This window comes from Streptomyces sp. NPDC046805, from assembly GCF_040645355.1.
Taxonomy (GTDB): domain Bacteria; phylum Actinomycetota; class Actinomycetes; order Streptomycetales; family Streptomycetaceae; genus Streptomyces.
The window spans coordinates 24402-42111 of sequence record NZ_JBEYYC010000044.1 but is presented as its reverse complement, the minus strand read 5'-3'; the positions used below and the strand labels follow the sequence as shown (position 1 = coordinate 42111).

At 69.5% G+C, this 17710-nt stretch carries 13 protein-coding genes and 3 pseudogenes; 10 read left to right on the top strand and 6 right to left on the bottom strand.

The window, feature by feature from the left end:
- Positions 1 to 195: catalase-related domain-containing protein (locus tag ABZ910_RS33175; RefSeq protein ID WP_361372579.1), on the top strand; the 195-nt coding region annotated here is incomplete at its 5' end.
- A 222-nt stretch (positions 196 to 417) separates the two neighbouring features.
- Here ABZ910_RS33175 and ABZ910_RS33170 read toward each other — a convergent pair.
- The 3 genes and pseudogenes from ABZ910_RS33170 to ABZ910_RS33160 form a co-directional block, all read right to left on the bottom strand.
- Positions 418 to 1110: a TetR/AcrR family transcriptional regulator gene (locus ABZ910_RS33170; protein WP_361372577.1), complete on the bottom strand. Its 693-nt coding sequence runs from the start codon at positions 1108 to 1110 to the stop codon at positions 418 to 420.
- A gap of 80 nt (positions 1111 to 1190) precedes the next feature.
- Positions 1191 to 1835: pseudogene (hemQ, locus tag ABZ910_RS33165) on the bottom strand (hydrogen peroxide-dependent heme synthase); the annotation flags it as partial.
- Positions 1836 to 1945: 110 nt separating this feature from the next.
- Positions 1946 to 2443: pseudogene (locus ABZ910_RS33160) on the bottom strand (ferrochelatase); the annotation flags it as partial.
- A 542-nt stretch (positions 2444 to 2985) separates the two neighbouring features.
- On the opposite strand from ABZ910_RS33160, the gene ABZ910_RS33155 reads away from it, so the two are divergent.
- Complete coding sequence (locus tag ABZ910_RS33155; protein WP_361372575.1) at positions 2986 to 3534, top strand: DUF6328 family protein; 549 nt, start codon at positions 2986 to 2988, stop codon at positions 3532 to 3534.
- Between the two features lie 328 nt (positions 3535 to 3862).
- Here ABZ910_RS33155 and ABZ910_RS33150 read toward each other — a convergent pair whose 3' ends face one another.
- Entirely contained in the window at positions 3863 to 4366 is a 504-nt protein-coding gene (locus ABZ910_RS33150; RefSeq protein ID WP_361372573.1) for a hypothetical protein, read from the bottom strand.
- Between the two features lie 371 nt (positions 4367 to 4737).
- Between ABZ910_RS33150 and ABZ910_RS33145 the strand changes: the two genes are divergently transcribed.
- Entirely contained in the window at positions 4738 to 6681 is a 1944-nt protein-coding gene (locus tag ABZ910_RS33145) for a cellulase family glycosylhydrolase (protein ID WP_361372571.1), read from the top strand.
- A 21-nt stretch (positions 6682 to 6702) separates the two neighbouring features.
- Here the strand turns inward: ABZ910_RS33145 and ABZ910_RS33140 are convergent.
- Positions 6703 to 6969, bottom strand: a pseudogene (locus tag ABZ910_RS33140) (monooxygenase); the annotation flags it as partial.
- Between the two features lie 140 nt (positions 6970 to 7109).
- Between ABZ910_RS33140 and ABZ910_RS33135 the strand changes: the two are divergent.
- From ABZ910_RS33135 to ABZ910_RS33105, 7 genes are all read left to right on the top strand, one after another.
- On the top strand, positions 7110 to 8561 hold the full coding sequence (locus ABZ910_RS33135; protein WP_361372569.1) for an endonuclease/exonuclease/phosphatase family protein: 1452 nt from the start codon (positions 7110 to 7112) through the stop codon (positions 8559 to 8561).
- Between the two features lie 58 nt (positions 8562 to 8619).
- Positions 8620 to 8955 (top strand): hypothetical protein, encoded by a 336-nt coding sequence (locus ABZ910_RS33130; protein ID WP_361372567.1) that lies wholly within the window; start codon positions 8620 to 8622, stop codon positions 8953 to 8955.
- Between the two features lie 235 nt (positions 8956 to 9190).
- On the top strand, positions 9191 to 10036 hold the full coding sequence (locus tag ABZ910_RS33125) for a putative RNA methyltransferase (protein ID WP_361372565.1): 846 nt from the start codon (positions 9191 to 9193) through the stop codon (positions 10034 to 10036).
- Positions 10037 to 10259: 223 nt separating this feature from the next.
- On the top strand, positions 10260 to 11546 hold the full coding sequence (locus ABZ910_RS33120; RefSeq protein ID WP_361372563.1) for an extracellular solute-binding protein: 1287 nt from the start codon (positions 10260 to 10262) through the stop codon (positions 11544 to 11546).
- Positions 11543 to 12439 (top strand): sugar ABC transporter permease, encoded by an 897-nt coding sequence (locus tag ABZ910_RS33115; protein WP_361372561.1) that lies wholly within the window; start codon positions 11543 to 11545, stop codon positions 12437 to 12439. Before ABZ910_RS33120 ends, ABZ910_RS33115 begins: the two co-directional genes overlap by 4 nt.
- Positions 12436 to 13260 carry a carbohydrate ABC transporter permease gene (locus tag ABZ910_RS33110; RefSeq protein ID WP_361372559.1) on the top strand — a complete coding sequence of 275 codons (825 nt, stop codon included), beginning with the start codon at positions 12436 to 12438 and terminating at the stop codon, positions 13258 to 13260. The genes ABZ910_RS33115 and ABZ910_RS33110 overlap by 4 nt, the downstream gene beginning before the upstream one ends.
- Before the next feature lie 4 nt (positions 13261 to 13264).
- Positions 13265 to 16930, top strand: coding sequence for a hypothetical protein (locus ABZ910_RS33105; RefSeq protein WP_361372557.1), 3666 nt, complete (start codon positions 13265 to 13267; stop codon positions 16928 to 16930).
- On the opposite strand, the gene ABZ910_RS33100 is transcribed toward ABZ910_RS33105, so the two are convergent.
- Positions 16924 to 17706 carry a DeoR/GlpR family DNA-binding transcription regulator gene (locus ABZ910_RS33100; RefSeq protein ID WP_361372555.1) on the bottom strand — a complete coding sequence of 261 codons (783 nt, stop codon included), beginning with the start codon at positions 17704 to 17706 and terminating at the stop codon, positions 16924 to 16926. The two genes, ABZ910_RS33105 and ABZ910_RS33100, sit on opposite strands and share 7 nt — an antisense overlap.
- Positions 17707 to 17710: the final 4 nt, after the last annotated feature.

Below are 17710 nucleotides of genomic sequence, written 5' to 3'. Positions count from 1 at the left end.
GACTTCGTCCAGGCCGGCGACCTCTACCGGCTGATGTCCGAGGACGAGAAGGAACGTCTCATCGACAACCTGGCGGGCTTCATCGCCAAGGTCTCCCGTGACGACATCGCCGAGCGCGCGATCGACAACTTCCGCCAAGCGGACAGTGACTTCGGCAAGCGGCTGCAGGCCGCGGTCCAGGCCCTGCGCGGCTGACCAGAAGGCTTGTCGAAACGCTGAGGGCCGGGTCCGTGCCAGGACCCGGCCCTCTCGCGTTCGCGCGACCGTCCAGGTGCCCCACTCTTACGCGAGCCCGCCATAGGCCTCAACCAAGTTGCAGAGCCGCGGACTTGAAAAGGGCGCATCTTTGCTGTCCGCTCCCTTCTCCCTACGGCTTACGGCCGTTGTGACGATCGGGCCTCCCCTGCGCCGACGAGCTCATCCGTCCCCCGCCATGCCCACCATTCGCAGGGCGAGTTCGGCGTAGTTCTCGCCGAGCGTCTCGGGTGAGGCCGTGCCTTCCATCGGGTACCAGCGAGCGACGTCGATCCCCATGGACACCACGGCGCGTGCCACGCCATGGGCGTCCACGGGGTAGAAGGCACCGGCGCTCACACCGCGGCCGATGGCGTGACGGACCATGCCGAGGATTTCACGCCTCAGACGCAGGATGTCCTCGTAGTGCGTCGGCTCCAGCGCCATCAGGTCGCCGGTGCCGACCCGTCCCAGCATGTGGTGGCGGGCGTGCCAGGCGACGAGGTGCGAGACCAGCGCGCGCAGATGGCTCGCGGCGTCGGTGACCGGCACGTTCCTCACTTCGTCCAGGATCCTGCTGTGCCCCATGCGTGTCATGGCATAGAGCAGTTGTTCCTTGGTCGCGAAGTGGACGTAGAGGGCGGACGGGCTGAGACCGGCCCGTGCGGCGATGTCCCGCGTCGAGGTGGCTTGGAAGCCGTGGGCCGCGAAGCACCGTACCCCCTCGGTGAGGAGCCGCCTGGCCGCGCTGCTGAGCTGCGTGTCCCAGAGGTCCGGGGAGCGGTCGTCCAGGCGAGGATCGTCTGCCCTCGCCGACCGGTTTCCGCCGTGGACAAGGGGTTTGGGGGTTGCCGTTCGGCCACCGTATGACTTCATCGTTGTCGCATTCGTCCGGGGCCGTGCCGGCCCGACTTCCTGGTCAGTCCGGTGTGGCCCGTGTGGCTGTTGACTGACGGCTACGGAAGGCCGTCGACGATTTCCCGCACGGTGCGGCGGCGGCCGGTGTAGAAGGGGGTCTCGGCGCGTACGTGCATGCGGGCTTCAGAGGCGCGCAGATGGCGCATCATGTCGACCAGGCGGCCGGGGTCGTCGGCCTCGAAGCCGAGAATCCATTCGTAGTCCCCGAGCGAGAACGCCGCCACCGTGTTGGCGCGCACGTCCGGGAAGCCGCGTGCCAGCCGGCCGTGCTCGGCCAGCATGCGCGCGCGGTCCGGTTCCGGCAGCAGATACCAGTCGTAGGAGCGGTTGAACGGGTAGACGCTGAGGTATTGGCGGGGCCGCTCGCCGGCGACGAACGCAGGCACGTGCGCGCGGTTGAACTCGGCCGGCCTGTGCAGGGCCATGCCGGACCAGACCGGCTCCAGGTAACCGCCAAGTCCGGTTCTGCGGAACTGGTTGTAGGCGTGCTGGAGGGCCGTGACGTCACCACCGTGCCACCAGATCATGACGTCGGCATCGCTGCGCAGGCCGGAGACGTCGTAGAGACCGCGCAAGTTCACCCCGACCGGGAGGTTACTCAGCACTGACGCTGCCTGGGTGTTCAAGTGGGCCCGCTCCCGCGGCAGTTCGGTACGGGCCCTGAAAACGGCCCACAGCGTGTAGTGCTCGGTAGGCGATTCACTCGTCGGCTGGGAGGGGGATGCTGGTTGTCCGAGCACGGCAAGGTCTCCTTGATACAAGTCAGTTGCGTCAGTTGCTGTGTGAGTCGATGTCAGTCGATCCCCGCAACGGCACGACGCGGGGTGCGGGCCCGGCAGCATCCGGCGGGGCAGACGTGGTGGCTCGCGCCGAGGGTTCCCGTCGTACGGAGGGCAGGCTGGGTCTCGCCGCGTTCCAAAGCGGCGCGTTCCAGGAGCAGTTCACGGATCGCTGCGGCAAAGCGTGGGTCGGCTCCCACCGTTGCCGAGCGCGCTACGGGCAGCCCCAGGTCCGCGGCCTTGCTCGTGGCCTCGACGTCCAGGTCGTACATGACCTCCATGTGGTCGGACACGAAGCCGATCGGAGCCATCACCACGGCCGGCACCCCGGCGCGGTGCAGTTCCTCCAGGTGATCGCAGATGTCCGGCTCCAGCCACGGAATGTGCGGGGCCCCGCTGCGCGACTGGTAGACGAGTTCCCAGGAGTGGTAGATGCCCGTGCGGTCGCGGACGGCGGCGGCGACGGTGCGGGCGACATCGAGGTGCTGGGCGACGTAGGCGCCGCCGGGGCCAGGGCAGGCGGACGGAGGCCCTGACCAACGGCCGTCCGGCGAACCTGCACCGACGGGCGCACGCTCTCGCGGGCCGTGCCCTCGTCGTCGCGGCGTCCCGCGCCGACACGACGGCGGCGGTCCTCGCCGCCGCACGCCTCGACGCGCACGCCGCTGCGCTGGCCGAGCACCAGAGCTGACCGGCACCCACTGCCCCGCCACCAGGGGGCCCCGAACGGCCCCGGTCCGCGCGCACCGCAGCGACGCGCGGACCGGGCGCCATCCAACGCGTGGGATTCAGCCGGGCTTTCGGGATACTCATCCCCGCGACAGAGCGGACACGGCCTCGAGAGCGGAGAAACGCGACCTCGGCAGGCTTACCACCCTCAGGCGCCGTAGGAGCACTGCACGCGATCACCAAGTGCCGTACCCGACCACCCGCCATACGCTGGAAGACACAGAGCGCGACGCACCCGCACAAAAGCCGCCGCCCACCACCTCCACGGTCCGGACGGCGCATCGCTCACCCCGCGCCCGCCCCTGGCATTCCGCAAAGGATGCTCATGTCGCTCCCACGTCACCTGAAGGCACAGCGCCGCCAAAGCGCCCGCGGGGTGCGCGAGCTCACCGTCGCGGAGCTCCGCGAAGAACTCCACGCGGTCCAGACGGGCCTACAGATTCTCTTCGCCTTCCTCCTCGGCCTGGCCTTCACCGGGCGCTTCACCCAGCTCAACGGCTTCGAAGTCGGCGTCTACATAGCAACGCTGCTGCTCACTGTCATCACAACCGCCATCATCGCCACCCCCATCGCGCTGCACCGCCGCATGGGCAGCAGCGGCGCGACCCCGAGCTTCGTCCCCATCGCAGCGCACCTCGCGAAGACCGGCATGGCCTGCCTCGCCCTCGCCCTGAACGGTTCCGTCCTGCTCGTCACCGACTTCGTACTCGGACTCCCCGCAGCCCTCGGCATCACGTGCGTCACCCTGCTCATCTTCACAGGGCTGTGGTTTCTCCTCCCCCGGGCGCTCCGCCCCACGAAGATCAATCGACGAGCAGAGTCCGGGCAGCCGTCTGCCGCCTCCAGGAACTTCAAGGAACCCCACAAGCACTGAACGCGCGCCCTCCACCCACCCACCGACGCAACGCACCGCCAAAGCATTCGCGCCCCCAGAACGCATCCAGAACGCGTCCACACACGGGCATGCGGGGCGGCATGGCCGTACCCGGTCTGTCCCCCCGACACCGACCGGCATGCCGCCCCGCTCAGGGCACGGAATCGTCTCGCTGTACCCTGGCAGCCGTCGGCGCCGCTCAAGGACCGACGGCACCTGCAACGGACCTCAGGCCCGCAGCAGGGGATTTCGGGGTGGTGGTGTCTTCGGTGGACGTTCCGTGTCCACCGAAGACACCACCGCTCACGTATCCGCATCAACCGCCGTGTCAGAACCGCTCCGTACGCTCGCCGTTCCCACCGTGCGCGCGCGTGTCGCCGCTTCCGTGGCGGTCGCCGTCCCCGTGCCGGTCGCCGTCCCCGTGCCGGTCGCCATCGCCGTACCGGTCGCGGTCACCGCGCCAGTCGCGGTCACCGTGGCGGAACCCGTCACGGCCGTGACCCCAGTTCCAGTCACGGTGCTCGTGCCGGTCATGGTCGCCGTACCAGTACCCGTCACGGTCGTGACCCCATCCCCAGCCCCAGTCACGGTGCTCGTGCCCGTCACGGTCGTACCAGTACCCGTAGCGGTCCCCGTACCGGTCACAGTCGCGGTGCCCGTGGCCGCCCCCGTCATGGGCGACGAAACGGGCCGACTCGGTGGATACGGCAACACCGGAACCGGTCGGCGGGGTCGCCGCCGATGCCGAGCCTCCCCCCGCGAGGAGTGCGCCGGCGGCGACTGCCACGGAGGCAGCCGCGACGCCGGCTCGACGTGCAATCTTGATTGCCATGATCCTTTCCTTCCTTCAATCCCATGATCAACGGACATCGGATCATGGGGCCTTTCTTTCAATGGTGTTGATGACCCTACGCCCGAGTAACCAAGACTCGAAGGGTGGTCGGTGTGATGCATGTCATGCCCTGAAAAAAGGTGATATCGGAATATCCCAACCAGCCGAGTGAGGCATCGGAAGTCCTCGGTGAGTACAAGAGGCCGCTCCGGCTCGCGCGCGGGGAGGGAAGGACTGCAAGGAGGGGAGAACATGATCGCGCCAACTGACGTCGACCTGGCAGGTGTTCCTTCATAGGGTGGCGGCGACTGCTCGTCCCATTCTTCGCGTACGAGCTACCCACCCCCCACCGCGCGCCCGCAGAGGACCTGATGCCGCCCATTAGATTTGTTGGATTTGTCCAGCACCTGACAGCAACAGCCACGGTGCTCACGCTGCTGACCACTACCCCTGCCGCAGTCGCCGCCCCGCAACGCGGTGGTCCCGAGGCGGCACCCGCCCAGACCACCACTCCCCCGACGGCCGACAGTTGGCAGCCGCCGTTATCCACCCGAGGCCGCTACATAGTCGATGCCCAGGGGCACAGGTTCCGCCTGAAGTCGGCCAACTGGGACGGCGCGCAAGGGTCATGGACCGGAAGCGGCAGTGCCGCCGATCCCACCAACCACCACGCCGGGCAGGACTCGTACGGTATCCCCCTCGGCCTCGACCGTGCCCCGCTGTCCGAACTGCTCGCCGACTTCCATGCATTGGGCGTCAACAGCATCCGGCTGCCGTTCTCCAACGAGATGATCCACGAGGCAACTCCCGTGCCGGACGCGGCCGTCGCGGCCAACCCCGAGCTGCGGGGCAGGACTCCCCTGCGGATCTACGACGCCGTCGTGGCCGCCCTAACCCGGGACGGCTTCGCCGTCATCCTCAACGACCACACCAGCACGTCCCGTTGGTGCTGCGGCATCGACGGCAACGAGCGCTGGAACAGCAGTCAGTCCACACAGCAGTGGGCCGACGACTGGGTCTTCATGGCCCGTCGTTACGCCGTCAACTCCCGTGTCGTAGGCGCGGATCTCTACAACGAGGTACGCCGCGACGTGCTCGACGACCCCAACTGGGGTCTGGGCGACGGCCACGACTGGTTCGCCGCGTCCCAGCTCGCCGCGGACCGCATCCTCACCGAGGCCAACCCCGATCTCCTCATCGTCATCGAAGGCATCAACTGGACCGGCCTGCCCGTCGACGGACTGCCGCACGACCGCCCCACCCTCAGCCCCGTACGCACGCTGTCGCACGCCCTCGTGGACGTGCACAAGCTGGTCTACTCCGCACACTTCTACGGCTACACCGGTCCCCGGCACAGCGGCGCCACCGGAGTCGGCGAGACCCACGACCCCCGGTACCAGGACCTGTCCCGCGACCAGCTGTACCAAGTCCTCACCGACCAGGCCTTCTTCGTCACCTCGGAAGGGCAGCACTACACAGCGCCCGTGTGGATCAGCGAGTTCGGCGTCGGGGCCAACGAAACGGGGGCCGCCGCCCGCACCTGGTTCGGCAACATCACCGACTACTTCGCCGAGCATGACGCGGACTTCGCGTACTGGCCCCTGGTCGGCTGGGAAGGCCACGACGACTGGGCCCTGCTGCGCTACGACACCGCCGGGCGACGCCACGGCATCCTCGACCAGGGCGACTGGCGCGCCACCGCCTGGGATCACCTCATGACGTCTGAGAGCCGCACCGGGTACGTCGCGCCGGTGCCGGTCTGGCGCATGCTCACCACCGACCACGGCGACTACGTGCAGTCCCTGCGGGTACGGGCGGGCGGCGACTGGGATCCGGGGGCCTCCAAGGCCGCCTGTCCCGACGGACTGCGGCTGATCGGCCTCAGTCACACGGGCGGCCGTGGCCTGTGCACCGACACGACGGGCGGCGACCTGCGCGCCCCCGGCGACGCCCAGACGGTCGTCACCGACGAACGCGACGTTCCGCCGGGCGGCGACTGGGCCGGTGGCTACACCAAACTCCAGTGTCCCGCAGGGCAGTTCCTCATCGGCTACAGCCGCCGTGGCACGCGTGTGTCGGCGGCCCTGTGCGCGCCCGCCCGCGCCTCGCTGGGCCTCACCGGGCGCACCGTATGGTTCGACCGGTCCGACAACCGGCCCTCCGACGGAACCGGCGGCACCGGCGGTGACTTCGCTCAGGGCCACTACAAAGGCCAGTGCGCCGCCGACGAGTACGCCGCGGGTATCGCCTTCACCACCCGCCTGGGCAGCACGCCGGGCCCCGCGGCGTTGCTGTGCAACACGTTGCGCCCCTGAACACCAATCGGTCCCGCCTGCTCAAGGCGCCCACGCCAAGCCGCCGGTGAGTGCGACAAGTGCGGCACCCAGGGTGTCGTCACCGGCGTCGGCGGCGTAGCTGTCCGCAGCCCAACAGACGTAGCCGTCGGGGCGGATGAGCACGGCAGCAGCACCCACGTCGTCGGCGCTGGTGGCACGGACGAGGTCGACTCGTGGCGGGAGCCGGAAGCCGGCCGGGACCATTCCGGCCAGATCGAGCAGGACGGCGTGCCCCGAGCCGAACAGCGTCGACAGCCGGGTGGGACCGGCCGCGCGCTCGCCGTCCCGCAGCAGTGACTCCCGGCACACAAACAGACGCTACCGTGATCGACAACCTCTCTCAGCGCCTCTTAATCTGGCGCTCAAGTCCCCCATGAGCATGGTGGATTGGTGATGAGGAGCGAGCGATGACGAGACGGTTAAGACTTGTGGTGACGGCGATTCTGGCCGCGGTCACCGCCGTTGTGGCGCTGGCCGCACCGCCGGCGATGGCCGACACGGCGGTGCCCCCGTCGTCGGCAGGGCAGAGGTGGGCCCTGAAGGTCCATGGTTACTACGTGACCGTGGACGCGGGCGCAACCGGCGACATGAAGCTCAGAGCCAATCCCAATGCCACCACCCCGCAGGGGTGGGAGAAGTTCACCCTGCACACCGACCACATTCCCGGCGTGGGGTACGGGACCACGGTCAGCTTCCGCTCGGAGGCCACAGGCAAGTACGTCACAGCGGAGGACGCGGCCAGCGGATCCCTGCTGCGCACCCGGGGTGACAACACCGGCGCCTGGGAACGTTTCAAGCTGCAGCCCCTGGCCGATGGCACGTTCGCTCTGCTGGCCGACAACGGCAACTACGTGGCCGCGGAACTGGGTTCCTATCCCGACTACGGACTGCTGCGGGCACGCACTTCCACCTCCGCCCCCTCGACGCTCGGATCGTGGGAGCGCTTCACCCTGGAGAGAGTCGGCCCCGAAGGCGCCTACTCCTCGGACATGCCCGCGACTTCCACTCAAGCGCCCAGATCGCAGGACGTCGTCTCGTGGAACATCTGCTCCAACAACAACGACGCCCCTGACTGCCGGCTCGTGTACGCCCCGCCCGCCACTGTCGCGAGCGAGGTTTCGTCCGCCCTGCACAACGCCATGGGCAGCAGACGGCCGGACGCCATCTTCTTCCAGGAGATCTGCGAGAAGTCCGCCAAACCCCTGGAGCTGGCCCTCGAAGACTGGGCGGGCCCGCTGGACGTCCGGTTCATGCCGACGTACTACACCGTGGCCACCGCTGCCGACGGCTCGGCCATCCGGGCACAGAAGAACTGCTCGGACGGCAGCGACCACGCCGACCGGGGGGCCTTCGGCATCGCGCTCGCCGTCCCCGACAGCAACACCTGGTACCAGGGCACCGTCCTGCCCTCGCCCGACGGCAAGGAGCAGCGACCGATGCTGTGCGCAGTCGTTCCGAGCGTGGGATCCGCCTACTGCAACGCCCATTTCAGCAGCGGTCCTTACATCGACTCCAACGGCAATCCCGCGGGCGACGACACCGATCCCAAGAACCCCTACCGTCCAAAGCAAGCCGCAGAAATGCGTGACCAGGTCGACTACTTCACCCCCAACGGCTACACCACCTACTACGGCGGCGACCTCAACACCACTACTGCGGACGTCGCCTACCTCAACAGCCTCTACGACGGCCACCAGGAGTGCGGTCAGCAGGATCCGGCCTCACCGCACACGGGCGACCCCACCGACGGCGGCAACAAGATCGACTACATCTTCGGGCCACAGGGTCTCAATTACGCCTGCAGCGTCGCCGACGGTGGTTTGTCCGACCACAGAATGATCCACCTCAGGACCTCCTGAACAACCTGAACAGCCCTTCTGCAGAAGCAGTTCCAACCCACCGTCACGGGGATCTCTCATGCGCTTGGCAACCGTCCTCCTCCTGATCGCCGCCCTGTTCGGGGTGGCGCCGGCCACGGCCCAGGCGGCATCGGCGGGTGAATCCGCCTCGCACTCCGTGTCGTACGTCGCGCTGACGTCGGCACGAGTCAGCAGCGGCATCCAGGCGCGCGGCCACAGGAGGTCGAGAGGCGGTGGCTTCTCCTTCGGCCGCCACCGCCACGGCAGCTCGTACACCGGAAGGAGGAAGATGCCCCTGTGGCAGGCGATCCTGTTCCTGCTCTTCCTGGGATGCCTCGTCGTCTGGGTCGCGATCAAGCTGGTGCGCAAGCTCCGGAAGGTATCGGGCGACTGACGGTCGCCGATGCTCGTAGACTCATGACGTGGCATTCATGAGCACCCCGCACTGCTGCTTCCTGTGACCGGAAGACGTTGAGGGCGACGCCGCACGGCGTCGCCCTCCTCAGTGTGCCTGCTGCGTGAACCACGTTCCCGGCACTGCTCGTTCCTTCCCGAGGCAGTGACTCCGCGCGTGCGCACGCAGGCTCGTCTCTTCCCCTCACCCTTGCCTGGAGTGCCTCGTGCCGCCCGTGTCGCTTCCCCCTGCCCTCGAACTGTCCCTCGATCTGCTGTGCTGCCCGACGTGCCGCACACGCCGCCTGCACCCGGACCACGGCGCTCTGCGCTGCCCGGTGGGTCACACCTTCGACATCGCCCGCCACGGCTACGTCAGCCTGCTGACGGGCACCCGTGCGACCAGCGGCGACGACACGGCCATGGCCCAGGCCCGGGACCGGTTCCTTTCCACGGGCGCGTACGCGCCCATCCGCACAGCCGTGTCCGGCCTGGCAGGTGAGTCCGTGCCCGAGCGGGCCACGGTTCTGGACGTCGGGTGCGGCACGGGCTACTACCTGGCCGGCGTACTCGGCCGGTTGCCCGGCGCCCGTGGTCTGGGGCTGGACACATCGGTGCGCGCGCTGCGCTCGGCGGCTCGCGCTCATCAGCGAGCCGCCGCGGCCTCCTGGGATGTCTTCCGCCCCTTTCCGGTGGCCGGCGCAGTGGCCGATGTCGTGCTGGACGTGTTCGCCCCGCGCAACCCGGCCGAGTTCCATCGAGTGCTCCGACCGACTGGCCGGTTGATCGTGGTGCGCCCTACCGGGCGGCACCTGGCCGAGCTGCGTGGCCGGGTGCCCGCGATGATCACGATCGACCCGGCCAAGGAGCAGCGCCTCCACCGGGCGCTGGCCCCCTTCTTCGATGCCGTCGTCACCGAACGGGTGGAGTACCCCATGGCCCTGGTCGAGTCGGATGCCCTGGACATGGTGGCGATGACGCCGAGCGCACGTCACGTGAGCCGTGCGGAGCTGAACCATGACGACCTCCTGCCCGATCAGGTCACCGTCTCCGTGCTGGCCACCGCCTACCAGGCTCGGTGACCGCGAGTCGACGCGTGCGCCTGTGGTGCGAGCGAATTTCACATCCTGGATGGTAAGTTCACGCCTTGTCACGCTTCCGAAAACCCCCCGCTTCCGGACGATCCCACCAGGCCGACCCGCACCGCAGGCGAGCGCTGCACCACTCTTGACGCCGTCAACTGCCGCTCATACGCTCCACGTCACACATGCGCGTTATTTTTAACGTCGTTGGGTGGTAGAAGACGTGAATACGAGAACCTTCGGCCGCCGCGGTCTTCTGCGCATCGGCGGCGGCCTCGCTGCGGCGGCCGCCCTCCCGAGCGCGCTGGCCGCTTGCGGTAACGGGTCGGGCTCCGGCTCGGGTGGCGGGCTTCGTGTGGTGGGGGTCGCGGACGAGAAGGCTCCGCTCGCCGCCCTGATCGCCGCGTACCGTAAGCAGCACAAGGTCGACTTCAGCCAGACCTACGCCCCCACCGATCAGGTGCAGACTCAGGTGCGGACCCAGCTGGGCGGCGGCAACGCCCCTGATGTGCACGTGCTGTACCCGGGCAACGGCAGTGCGATGTCCATGGTGCAGATCGCCAAGGCGGGACTGCTCGCCGATCTCAGCAGCCAGGACTGGACGAAGCAGATACCGAAGGCGCTGGACTCCGCCTACCGGTACGAGGGCAAGACCTACGTCTACTCCGCGGGCAGCACGGTGATCGGCGCCATCTACAACAAGAAGGCCTTCCGGAAGGCGGGCGTCGAACCGCCGAAGACCTGGGCCGAGTTGCTCGCGGTGTGCGCCAGGCTGAAGGCCAAGGGCATCGCACCGATCGCGCTGGGGGCGCAGACGCCCTGGGTCACCCAGCTGATCACCTACGCCCTCGTCCCCTCCACCGTCTACGCCAAGGACCCCGCGTTCGACGACAAGATGGCCTCCGGGCAGGCCACCTTCGCCGACTCGGGCTGGGCGGACGCCATGAAGATGTATCTGGAACTGCTCGACAAGGGCTACTTCAACGACAACCCCAACGGCACCACCTTCGAGCAGCAGATCTCGATGGTGGCCACCGGCAAGGCGGCCATGGCGGTGCAGGTGTCGGCCGTGCTCTCCAGCTTCCGTCAGGCCACCAAGACCCCGGACGATCTGGGGATGTTCCCCTTCCCTGGCGGCGACAACCCCACCGAGCAGTGGCTCCCGGCCGGTGTGGTGGTCGGGCTGGGCGTGAGCGCCCGGAGCAAGAACGCGCAGGCTGCCAAGGACTTCGTGGAGTGGCTGGGCAGGCAGGAGAACATCAACAAATGGTCCGAGGCAGTGGTGGCGGTTCCCGTGCACCGGGACGCGAGTACGAAGATCGACCCGCTGCTGGAGAGCTTCCTGCCGGTCATCGACGCGAACCGGGCGGTTCCGTTCATGGACCAGCGGTGGCCCAACGCCGAGGTGCAGCCGGCGCACTTCGCCGCCGTACAGGACCTGCTCGCCAAGAAGAAGGACGTCAAGGGCGCGCTGGGCATGATGGACGAGGCCTACCAGAAGAAGTCGTGAGGCGTGCGCGGCGCCGGTGGTCGGGGCCCAGTGCCCCGCCCTGGCTGCTCGCGGCGCCCGCGCTGGTGCTGTACGGGCTGGTGGTGCTCGTCCCGGCCGCGGCCGGGGTGATGTACGCCTTCACCGACTGGTCCGGGATCGGTGGCTTCCGCTTCACCGGCCTGGACAACTTCCGCACCCTTGCGCACGACGAGCGGACCCTGGACTCGCTCGGCAATACCCTGCTGCTGACCGTGGCCATCGTCGTCGTGCAGAACGGCATCGGCCTGCTGCTCGCTCTCGGTGTGCACGCGAGGATCCGTTCCCGGGCCGTGCTTCGGGTGGTGTTCTTCACCCCGGCCGTGGTGAGCCCGGTGATGGTGGCCTTCCTCTGGAAGTACGTGTACAACCCGGACCCCGAGGCGGGGCTCAACGGGCTCCTCGGGGCGGTCGGTCTGGGCGGCCTGCGCCAGGACTGGCTGGGCGATCCGTCGCTGGCGCTGTGGTCGGTGGCGGCCATGGTCGTCTGGCAGTACGCCGGTTACTCCATGGTCGTCTTCCTGGCCGGCCTGGAGGGGATACCGGCGGAACTGGAGGAGGCGGCCACGATCGACGGGGCGGGGCGCGTCCAGCGCTTCCGCTACATCACCTGGCCGCTGCTGGCCCCGGCGCTCACCGTCAACGTGATGCTGTCCACCATCGGCGGGCTGAAGCTGTTCGACCAGGTCATCGCCGCCACCAACGGCGGGCCCGGCACCTCCAGCGAGACCCTGTCCACGGTGCTGTACAAAGAGGCCTTCGTGTACGGCAAGTTCGGCTACTCGACGACCGTCGCCCTGGTGCTGGCCCTGTTCGTGGCCGCGATCTCGCTGGTCCAGATCCGCTATCTGCGTGCCCGGGAGGTCAGCGCGTGAAGAAGCCTCCGCTCGGGCGCTGGCTGCTCGAAATCGTCATGGCCGGCGCCGGCGTCGCCTTCCTCTTCCCGGTCTACGCCCTGGTCACCCTGTCGCTGAAGACGCCCGACCAGATCGCCGACTCCCCGCTGTCGCCGCCCACTTCACCCACCACCCACAACTTCTCGGCCGCCTGGACCTCGGCGTCGCTCGGCAGCGCGCTGCTCAACAGCGCGGTCGTCACGGCCCTCAGCCTGATGCTGCTCATCGCCCTCGGCTCGACCTGCGCCTATGTGCTGGCCCGGCGCGCCCAGGGGCTCGGCTACGGGCTGTACATTCTGTTCCTGCTGGGCATCGTGCTGCCGTTCCAGCTGGGCATGATCCCGTTGTACAAGCTGGTCGACGATCTGGGCTGGCTCGGCACCTACCAGGGCCTGGTGCTCTTCTACACCGGCATCCAACTGCCGTTCACCGTCTTCCTCTACACCGGCTTCGTCCGCGCGCTGCCGTCCGACTATGCCCATGCGGCGATGATCGACGGCTGCACCCAGCTGCAGGCCTTCGTCCGGGTGGTCTTCCCTCTGTTGCGGCCGATCACGGGGACGGTGGTGATCCTCAACGCCGTCTTCGTGTGGAACGACTTCTTCACCCCACTGTTGTACGTCGGCGGCTCCGGCAAGGAGACGGTGCCGGTGCGGATCTTCTCCTTCGTCGGCCAGTACGTCTCCGACCACGGGCTGGTCTTCGCCGGGCTGATCCTGGCGGCACTCCCGGTCATCGCGGCGTTCCTGGTGCTCCAGCAGTACGTCATCAAGGGATTCGCGGGCGGACTGAAGGGCTGAACCTGTGGACCGTCACGGCTTACAGCGGCTCGACGAGGCGGGCACCGGCACCATGGGGCTCCCGCCCCGTCTCGCCGAGGTGCTGAGGAACCCTCCGCGCGACTACTCCCCCACGGCCCTGTGGTGGTGGAGCGGCGAGCCGCTGCGCCGGGACCGGCTGCGCCGACAGCTGGAACGGTTCGCCGAGGGCGGGGTGTTCAATCTCGTCGTCCTCAATCTCGCCCCGTCCGGCCCGATGTTCGGCGCCGACCCGGACGATCCGCCCTTCTTCTCCGAGGCCTGGTGGGAACTGCTCGCGGGAGTGTGCGACGACGCGGAGGCGCTCGGCGTCCGGCTGTGGTTCTACGACCAACTCGGCTTCTCCGGGGCCGCGATCCAGGCCGGGCTGGTGCACGAGGAGCCGTCCTTCGCCGGGCAGTGGCTGGAGCCCGACGGCGGCGTGTCGGTGCGCGGCTTCGACTATCTCTCCCGGGACGGCTGTGCCGCGCTCATCGACCGGGTGCACGGGGAGTTCGAGCGGCGCCTCGGCAACCGGCTGGGCGGGGTGATCGCAGGCTCCTTCCAGGACGAACTGCCCACGCTGCCCACCTGGTCCGCCTCCTTCGCCGAGGAGTTCCATACGCGTCGCGGCTACGAGTTGACGCAGGCGCGGCGCGCCCTGCTGTGGCGCGACGGCCCAGGGGCCGGACAGGTCCGCCGCGATCACCAGCGCACCCGGGCCGAGCTCGCCGAGGAGGCGTTCTTCCGCCCGCTGGCCCAATGGCACGACCGGCACGGCCTGTTGAGCGGCTGCGACCAGCAGGACCCGGCCCGCGCCGGCGAACCCGCGGCCGGGGCCCGGCTGTACGCCGACTACGCCCGTACGCACCGCTGGTTCAGCGCCCCCGGCTCGGACCATCACGGCGACGCCCGGATCCACTCCTCGCTGGCCCATCTGTACGGCCGTCCCCGCACCTGGATCGAGGCGTTCCACTCCAGTGGCTGGGGCGGCACGCTGGAGGAGACCTTCGACTGGCTGCTGCCCTGGCTGCGCGCGGGCGCCACGCTCTACAACCCGCATGCCGTCTACTACTCGACCAAGGGCGGCTGGTGGGAGTGGGCGCCGCCGGGCACCGACTGGCGCCAGCCCTACTGGCGGCACTACCGGGTCTTCGCCGACGCGGTCACCCGGCTGTGCGCCGCGCTGTCCCTGGGCCGGCACGCCTGCGACGTGACCGTGCTGCTGCCGACCGCGACCGTGCAGGCGGGACTGCGGCTCGACGGCAGTCTCGACACCGCGGCCCGGCGGGCCCAGGAGGTGTACCGCGAACTGGTCGGCGACATGACCTGGTTCCGCACCGTACCGGGCGCGCTGGACCGCCTGGGCCTCGACGCGGACGTCATCGACGACGACTCGGTGCGGCGGGCGGAGGTCCGCGACGGGCGGCTGACCGTGGCCGAGGAGTCGTACGCCGCCGTGGTCCTGCCCGCCTGCACCGTCCTGGACGCGGCGACCGAGCGCCGTCTGGTGGACTTCGCGCGGTCCGGCGGACTCGTGGTCGCCGTGGGCGAGCAGCCACCGGCGGGGCCGCTGGGCGATCTGGCCCACCACGCGGGGGCCGCCGCGGAGTTGGGACCACTGCTCGGCCCGCTACGCCGGGTGACCGCCGAAGTGCCGCCGCTGGTCCGCGAGGTGGACGGGGCGACCCTGGTGTTCGTGCAGGCCGCGTTCCCGCGCGCGAGCCGGGTAACGGTCGCCCGGCCCGACGCCCGCGGGGTGGGCCTGGGCTGGGCCGAGGCGGAGATCGACTTCGACCCCGGGCGATACGCGCGGGACATGCGGGTGCGGGTGCGCGGGGTGGCGGGTGATCCGTATCTCGTCGACCCGTTCTCCGGCGAGCTCCGTGTCCTGCCCGCCACGGTCGACGGCGAGGGCGCGGAGGTCGTCGTCCCGTTCGACGCCGGCCCGGCGGCCCTGCTGGTCTTCCCGGCCCGGCATGCCCGATCCGCCCACCGCACCGCGCCCCTCGCGAAGGAACACGTCAGTGAAGTGACGCTGGAGGACTTGACGTTCGAGCTGATTCCGACTGCGGACGACCAATGGGGCGACTTCGGTACGGCCTCTGCGCTCCCGTTGCAGCGCTGGGCCATGGAGCACCGCGTCGAGGAAGCCGACACCTGGCGGCCCGTACACGCCACCTTCGGCCCGCACGGCGAGTGGCGTACCGGTCGCGGCGACTGGCTGCCCGCGGTGTATTCCGCCTCTCGGGGCATCCACAAGGACCCGGTGCACCGGCTCATGCTCGGCCCCAAGGGGCATGTGCCGCAGGAATTCCTGGACTTCGGGGATGTCCGGGCCGGCGAGGAGATCACCTTCCGCACCGAACTGACCGTCCCCGACCGGGGCTGGCTGCGCATCGGGGCGCCTGCAGCCAAGCAAGTAGCAATCGACGGGCGCGAGTTGCCGCTGGACGACCACGGCTATCTGGCGATCGGTGAGTATCCCCTCGCGCCGGGCGCGACACTGCTGGAACTGCGCCTGGTCCCGGAGGAAGCGGTGCGGCTGCGGGCCCACCTCTCGGTGGCACCGGATCCGGTACGGGCCCGCGGCCCCGAGTGGGTCGTGGCCGACCAGGGGCCGGCCGACTTCTCCACCCGGTTCGTGCCGGCCGGGCCGGTGCTGCAGGTCTCCGCCGCATCCGCCTGCCAGGTGCTGGTCAACGGCGTCGAGGTGGGCCGTCAGGGCGGGTTCGAGCCGTACGAGCAGCACGACGAGCCGCGGACGGGCCGCTACGACCTGACGGATGTCCTGCGGCCCGGGGAGAACGAACTCACCGTCCGCATCGCCGACGCCGCCACCGGCCTGCTGGTCGACGGCAGCGCGACCTCTGGCCCGAGCTGGTCGGCGCACCGGGCCGACGGCACCCCGCTGGCCGTACGCACCCGCCGCACCCAGTTCCTTGATCCCGCGGCTCTCCAACTTCCGCGTCGCCCGCACCCGTTGCCGGAGGCCGCCTGGTTGGAGGGGGTGCAGGACGGGGCGGCGCTGCCCGCCGTCCTGGCGTTGCCGGGGACGGCGGGGCGCACGGAGTGGCTGCGGTTCGAGGTGCCTCCCGGCGCGGTCCGGATGCGGGTGCCCCTGCGTGGCCGCGCGGTGTTGCATCTCGACGGGGAACAGGTTGCGGAGGGGAACGGGCCGCTGGACGTGGCGCTGCCCGGCGGCCAAGGGGTCCGGCGCGCGGTGCTGCGTGTGCGCACGGAGGCCGGCCACAGCGGTGGTGCGATCCTCACCGGGCCGGTCGAGTTCGACGCCGGTCCCGGTCCGATCGGCGTCGGCAACTGGGAGGACGTTGGCCTGGGCGAATACAGCGGCGGGGTCCGCTACCGTGTCCGCGTCGAGTCGGCGGGCCCGCCGGGCGCCGCGTGGCTCGATCTCGGCAGGGTGCGGGGCACCGCCGGGGTGCGGGTCAACGACAGGGAGTGCGGGGTGCGTGTCTGCTCGCCGTACCGCTTCGATGTGGAAGCCGCCCTGCGGCCGGGGGTGAACGAGATCGAGATCGACGTGTTCGGCACGCTCGCCCCCTACCTGGACGCGGTCAGCCCCACCCACTTCGTGTTCCCCGGCCAGCGCGTCAGCGGGCTGCTCGGCCCCGCACGCCTGCTCATCAGCCGTACGTCCTGGGGTCAGTGAGCGATGCGCACGTTCGCGTGGTGTTCGCGGAGCGCGTCGAGTTCCTTCTCCGGGGCGCCCGCGTCGACCACGACCTCCTCGAACTCCTCCAGGCCCGCGACCCGGTGCAGTCCCACTCGACCCAGCTTGGTGTGGTCGATGGCGAGCACTCGGCGGCCTGCGCAGGCCAGCATGGCCCGCTTGACGAGGACGATCTCCTGCTCCTGGTGGAAGGCCTGTCCGTCGGACACCGCCGAGGTGGACACCACCGCAATGTCGGTGCGCATGGCCGCGATGGCGTCGATGCAGGCGAGGCCCAGGAACGAGTCGTGAGTGGGGTGGTATTCGCCGCCCAGCGCCATGAGGCGGATGCCGGGGGTGCCCGACAGCAGGGTCATCGCCGCCAGGAAGTTGGTGACGACCGTGAGAGGCGTGACCGTTTCGAGCAGCCGGGCCACCGCGAGTGCGGTGGTGGAGTCGTCCAGCATCACCGAGCTGCCGGGCTCGATGTCCCGCACGACCTGGCGCGCGATGACGTCCTTCGCCTCCTGGTTGACCGTCATCCGGTAGGCGATGTTGCTCTCGAACACGCTCGAGGCCTGGGCGGAGGCGCCGCCGCGGAACTTGCGTACCATTCCGCGCCGTTCGAGCTCGTCGAGGTCCCGGTGCACGGTCATCACGCTGACGTCGAAGGACTCGACCAGTTCGGTCACGGAGGCCGATCCCTGCCGCAGGATGTGTTCGGCCATCGCCCGCCTGCGCGCGGACCCGCCCGTCTCCGGCTGACGCGTCTTCATGCCC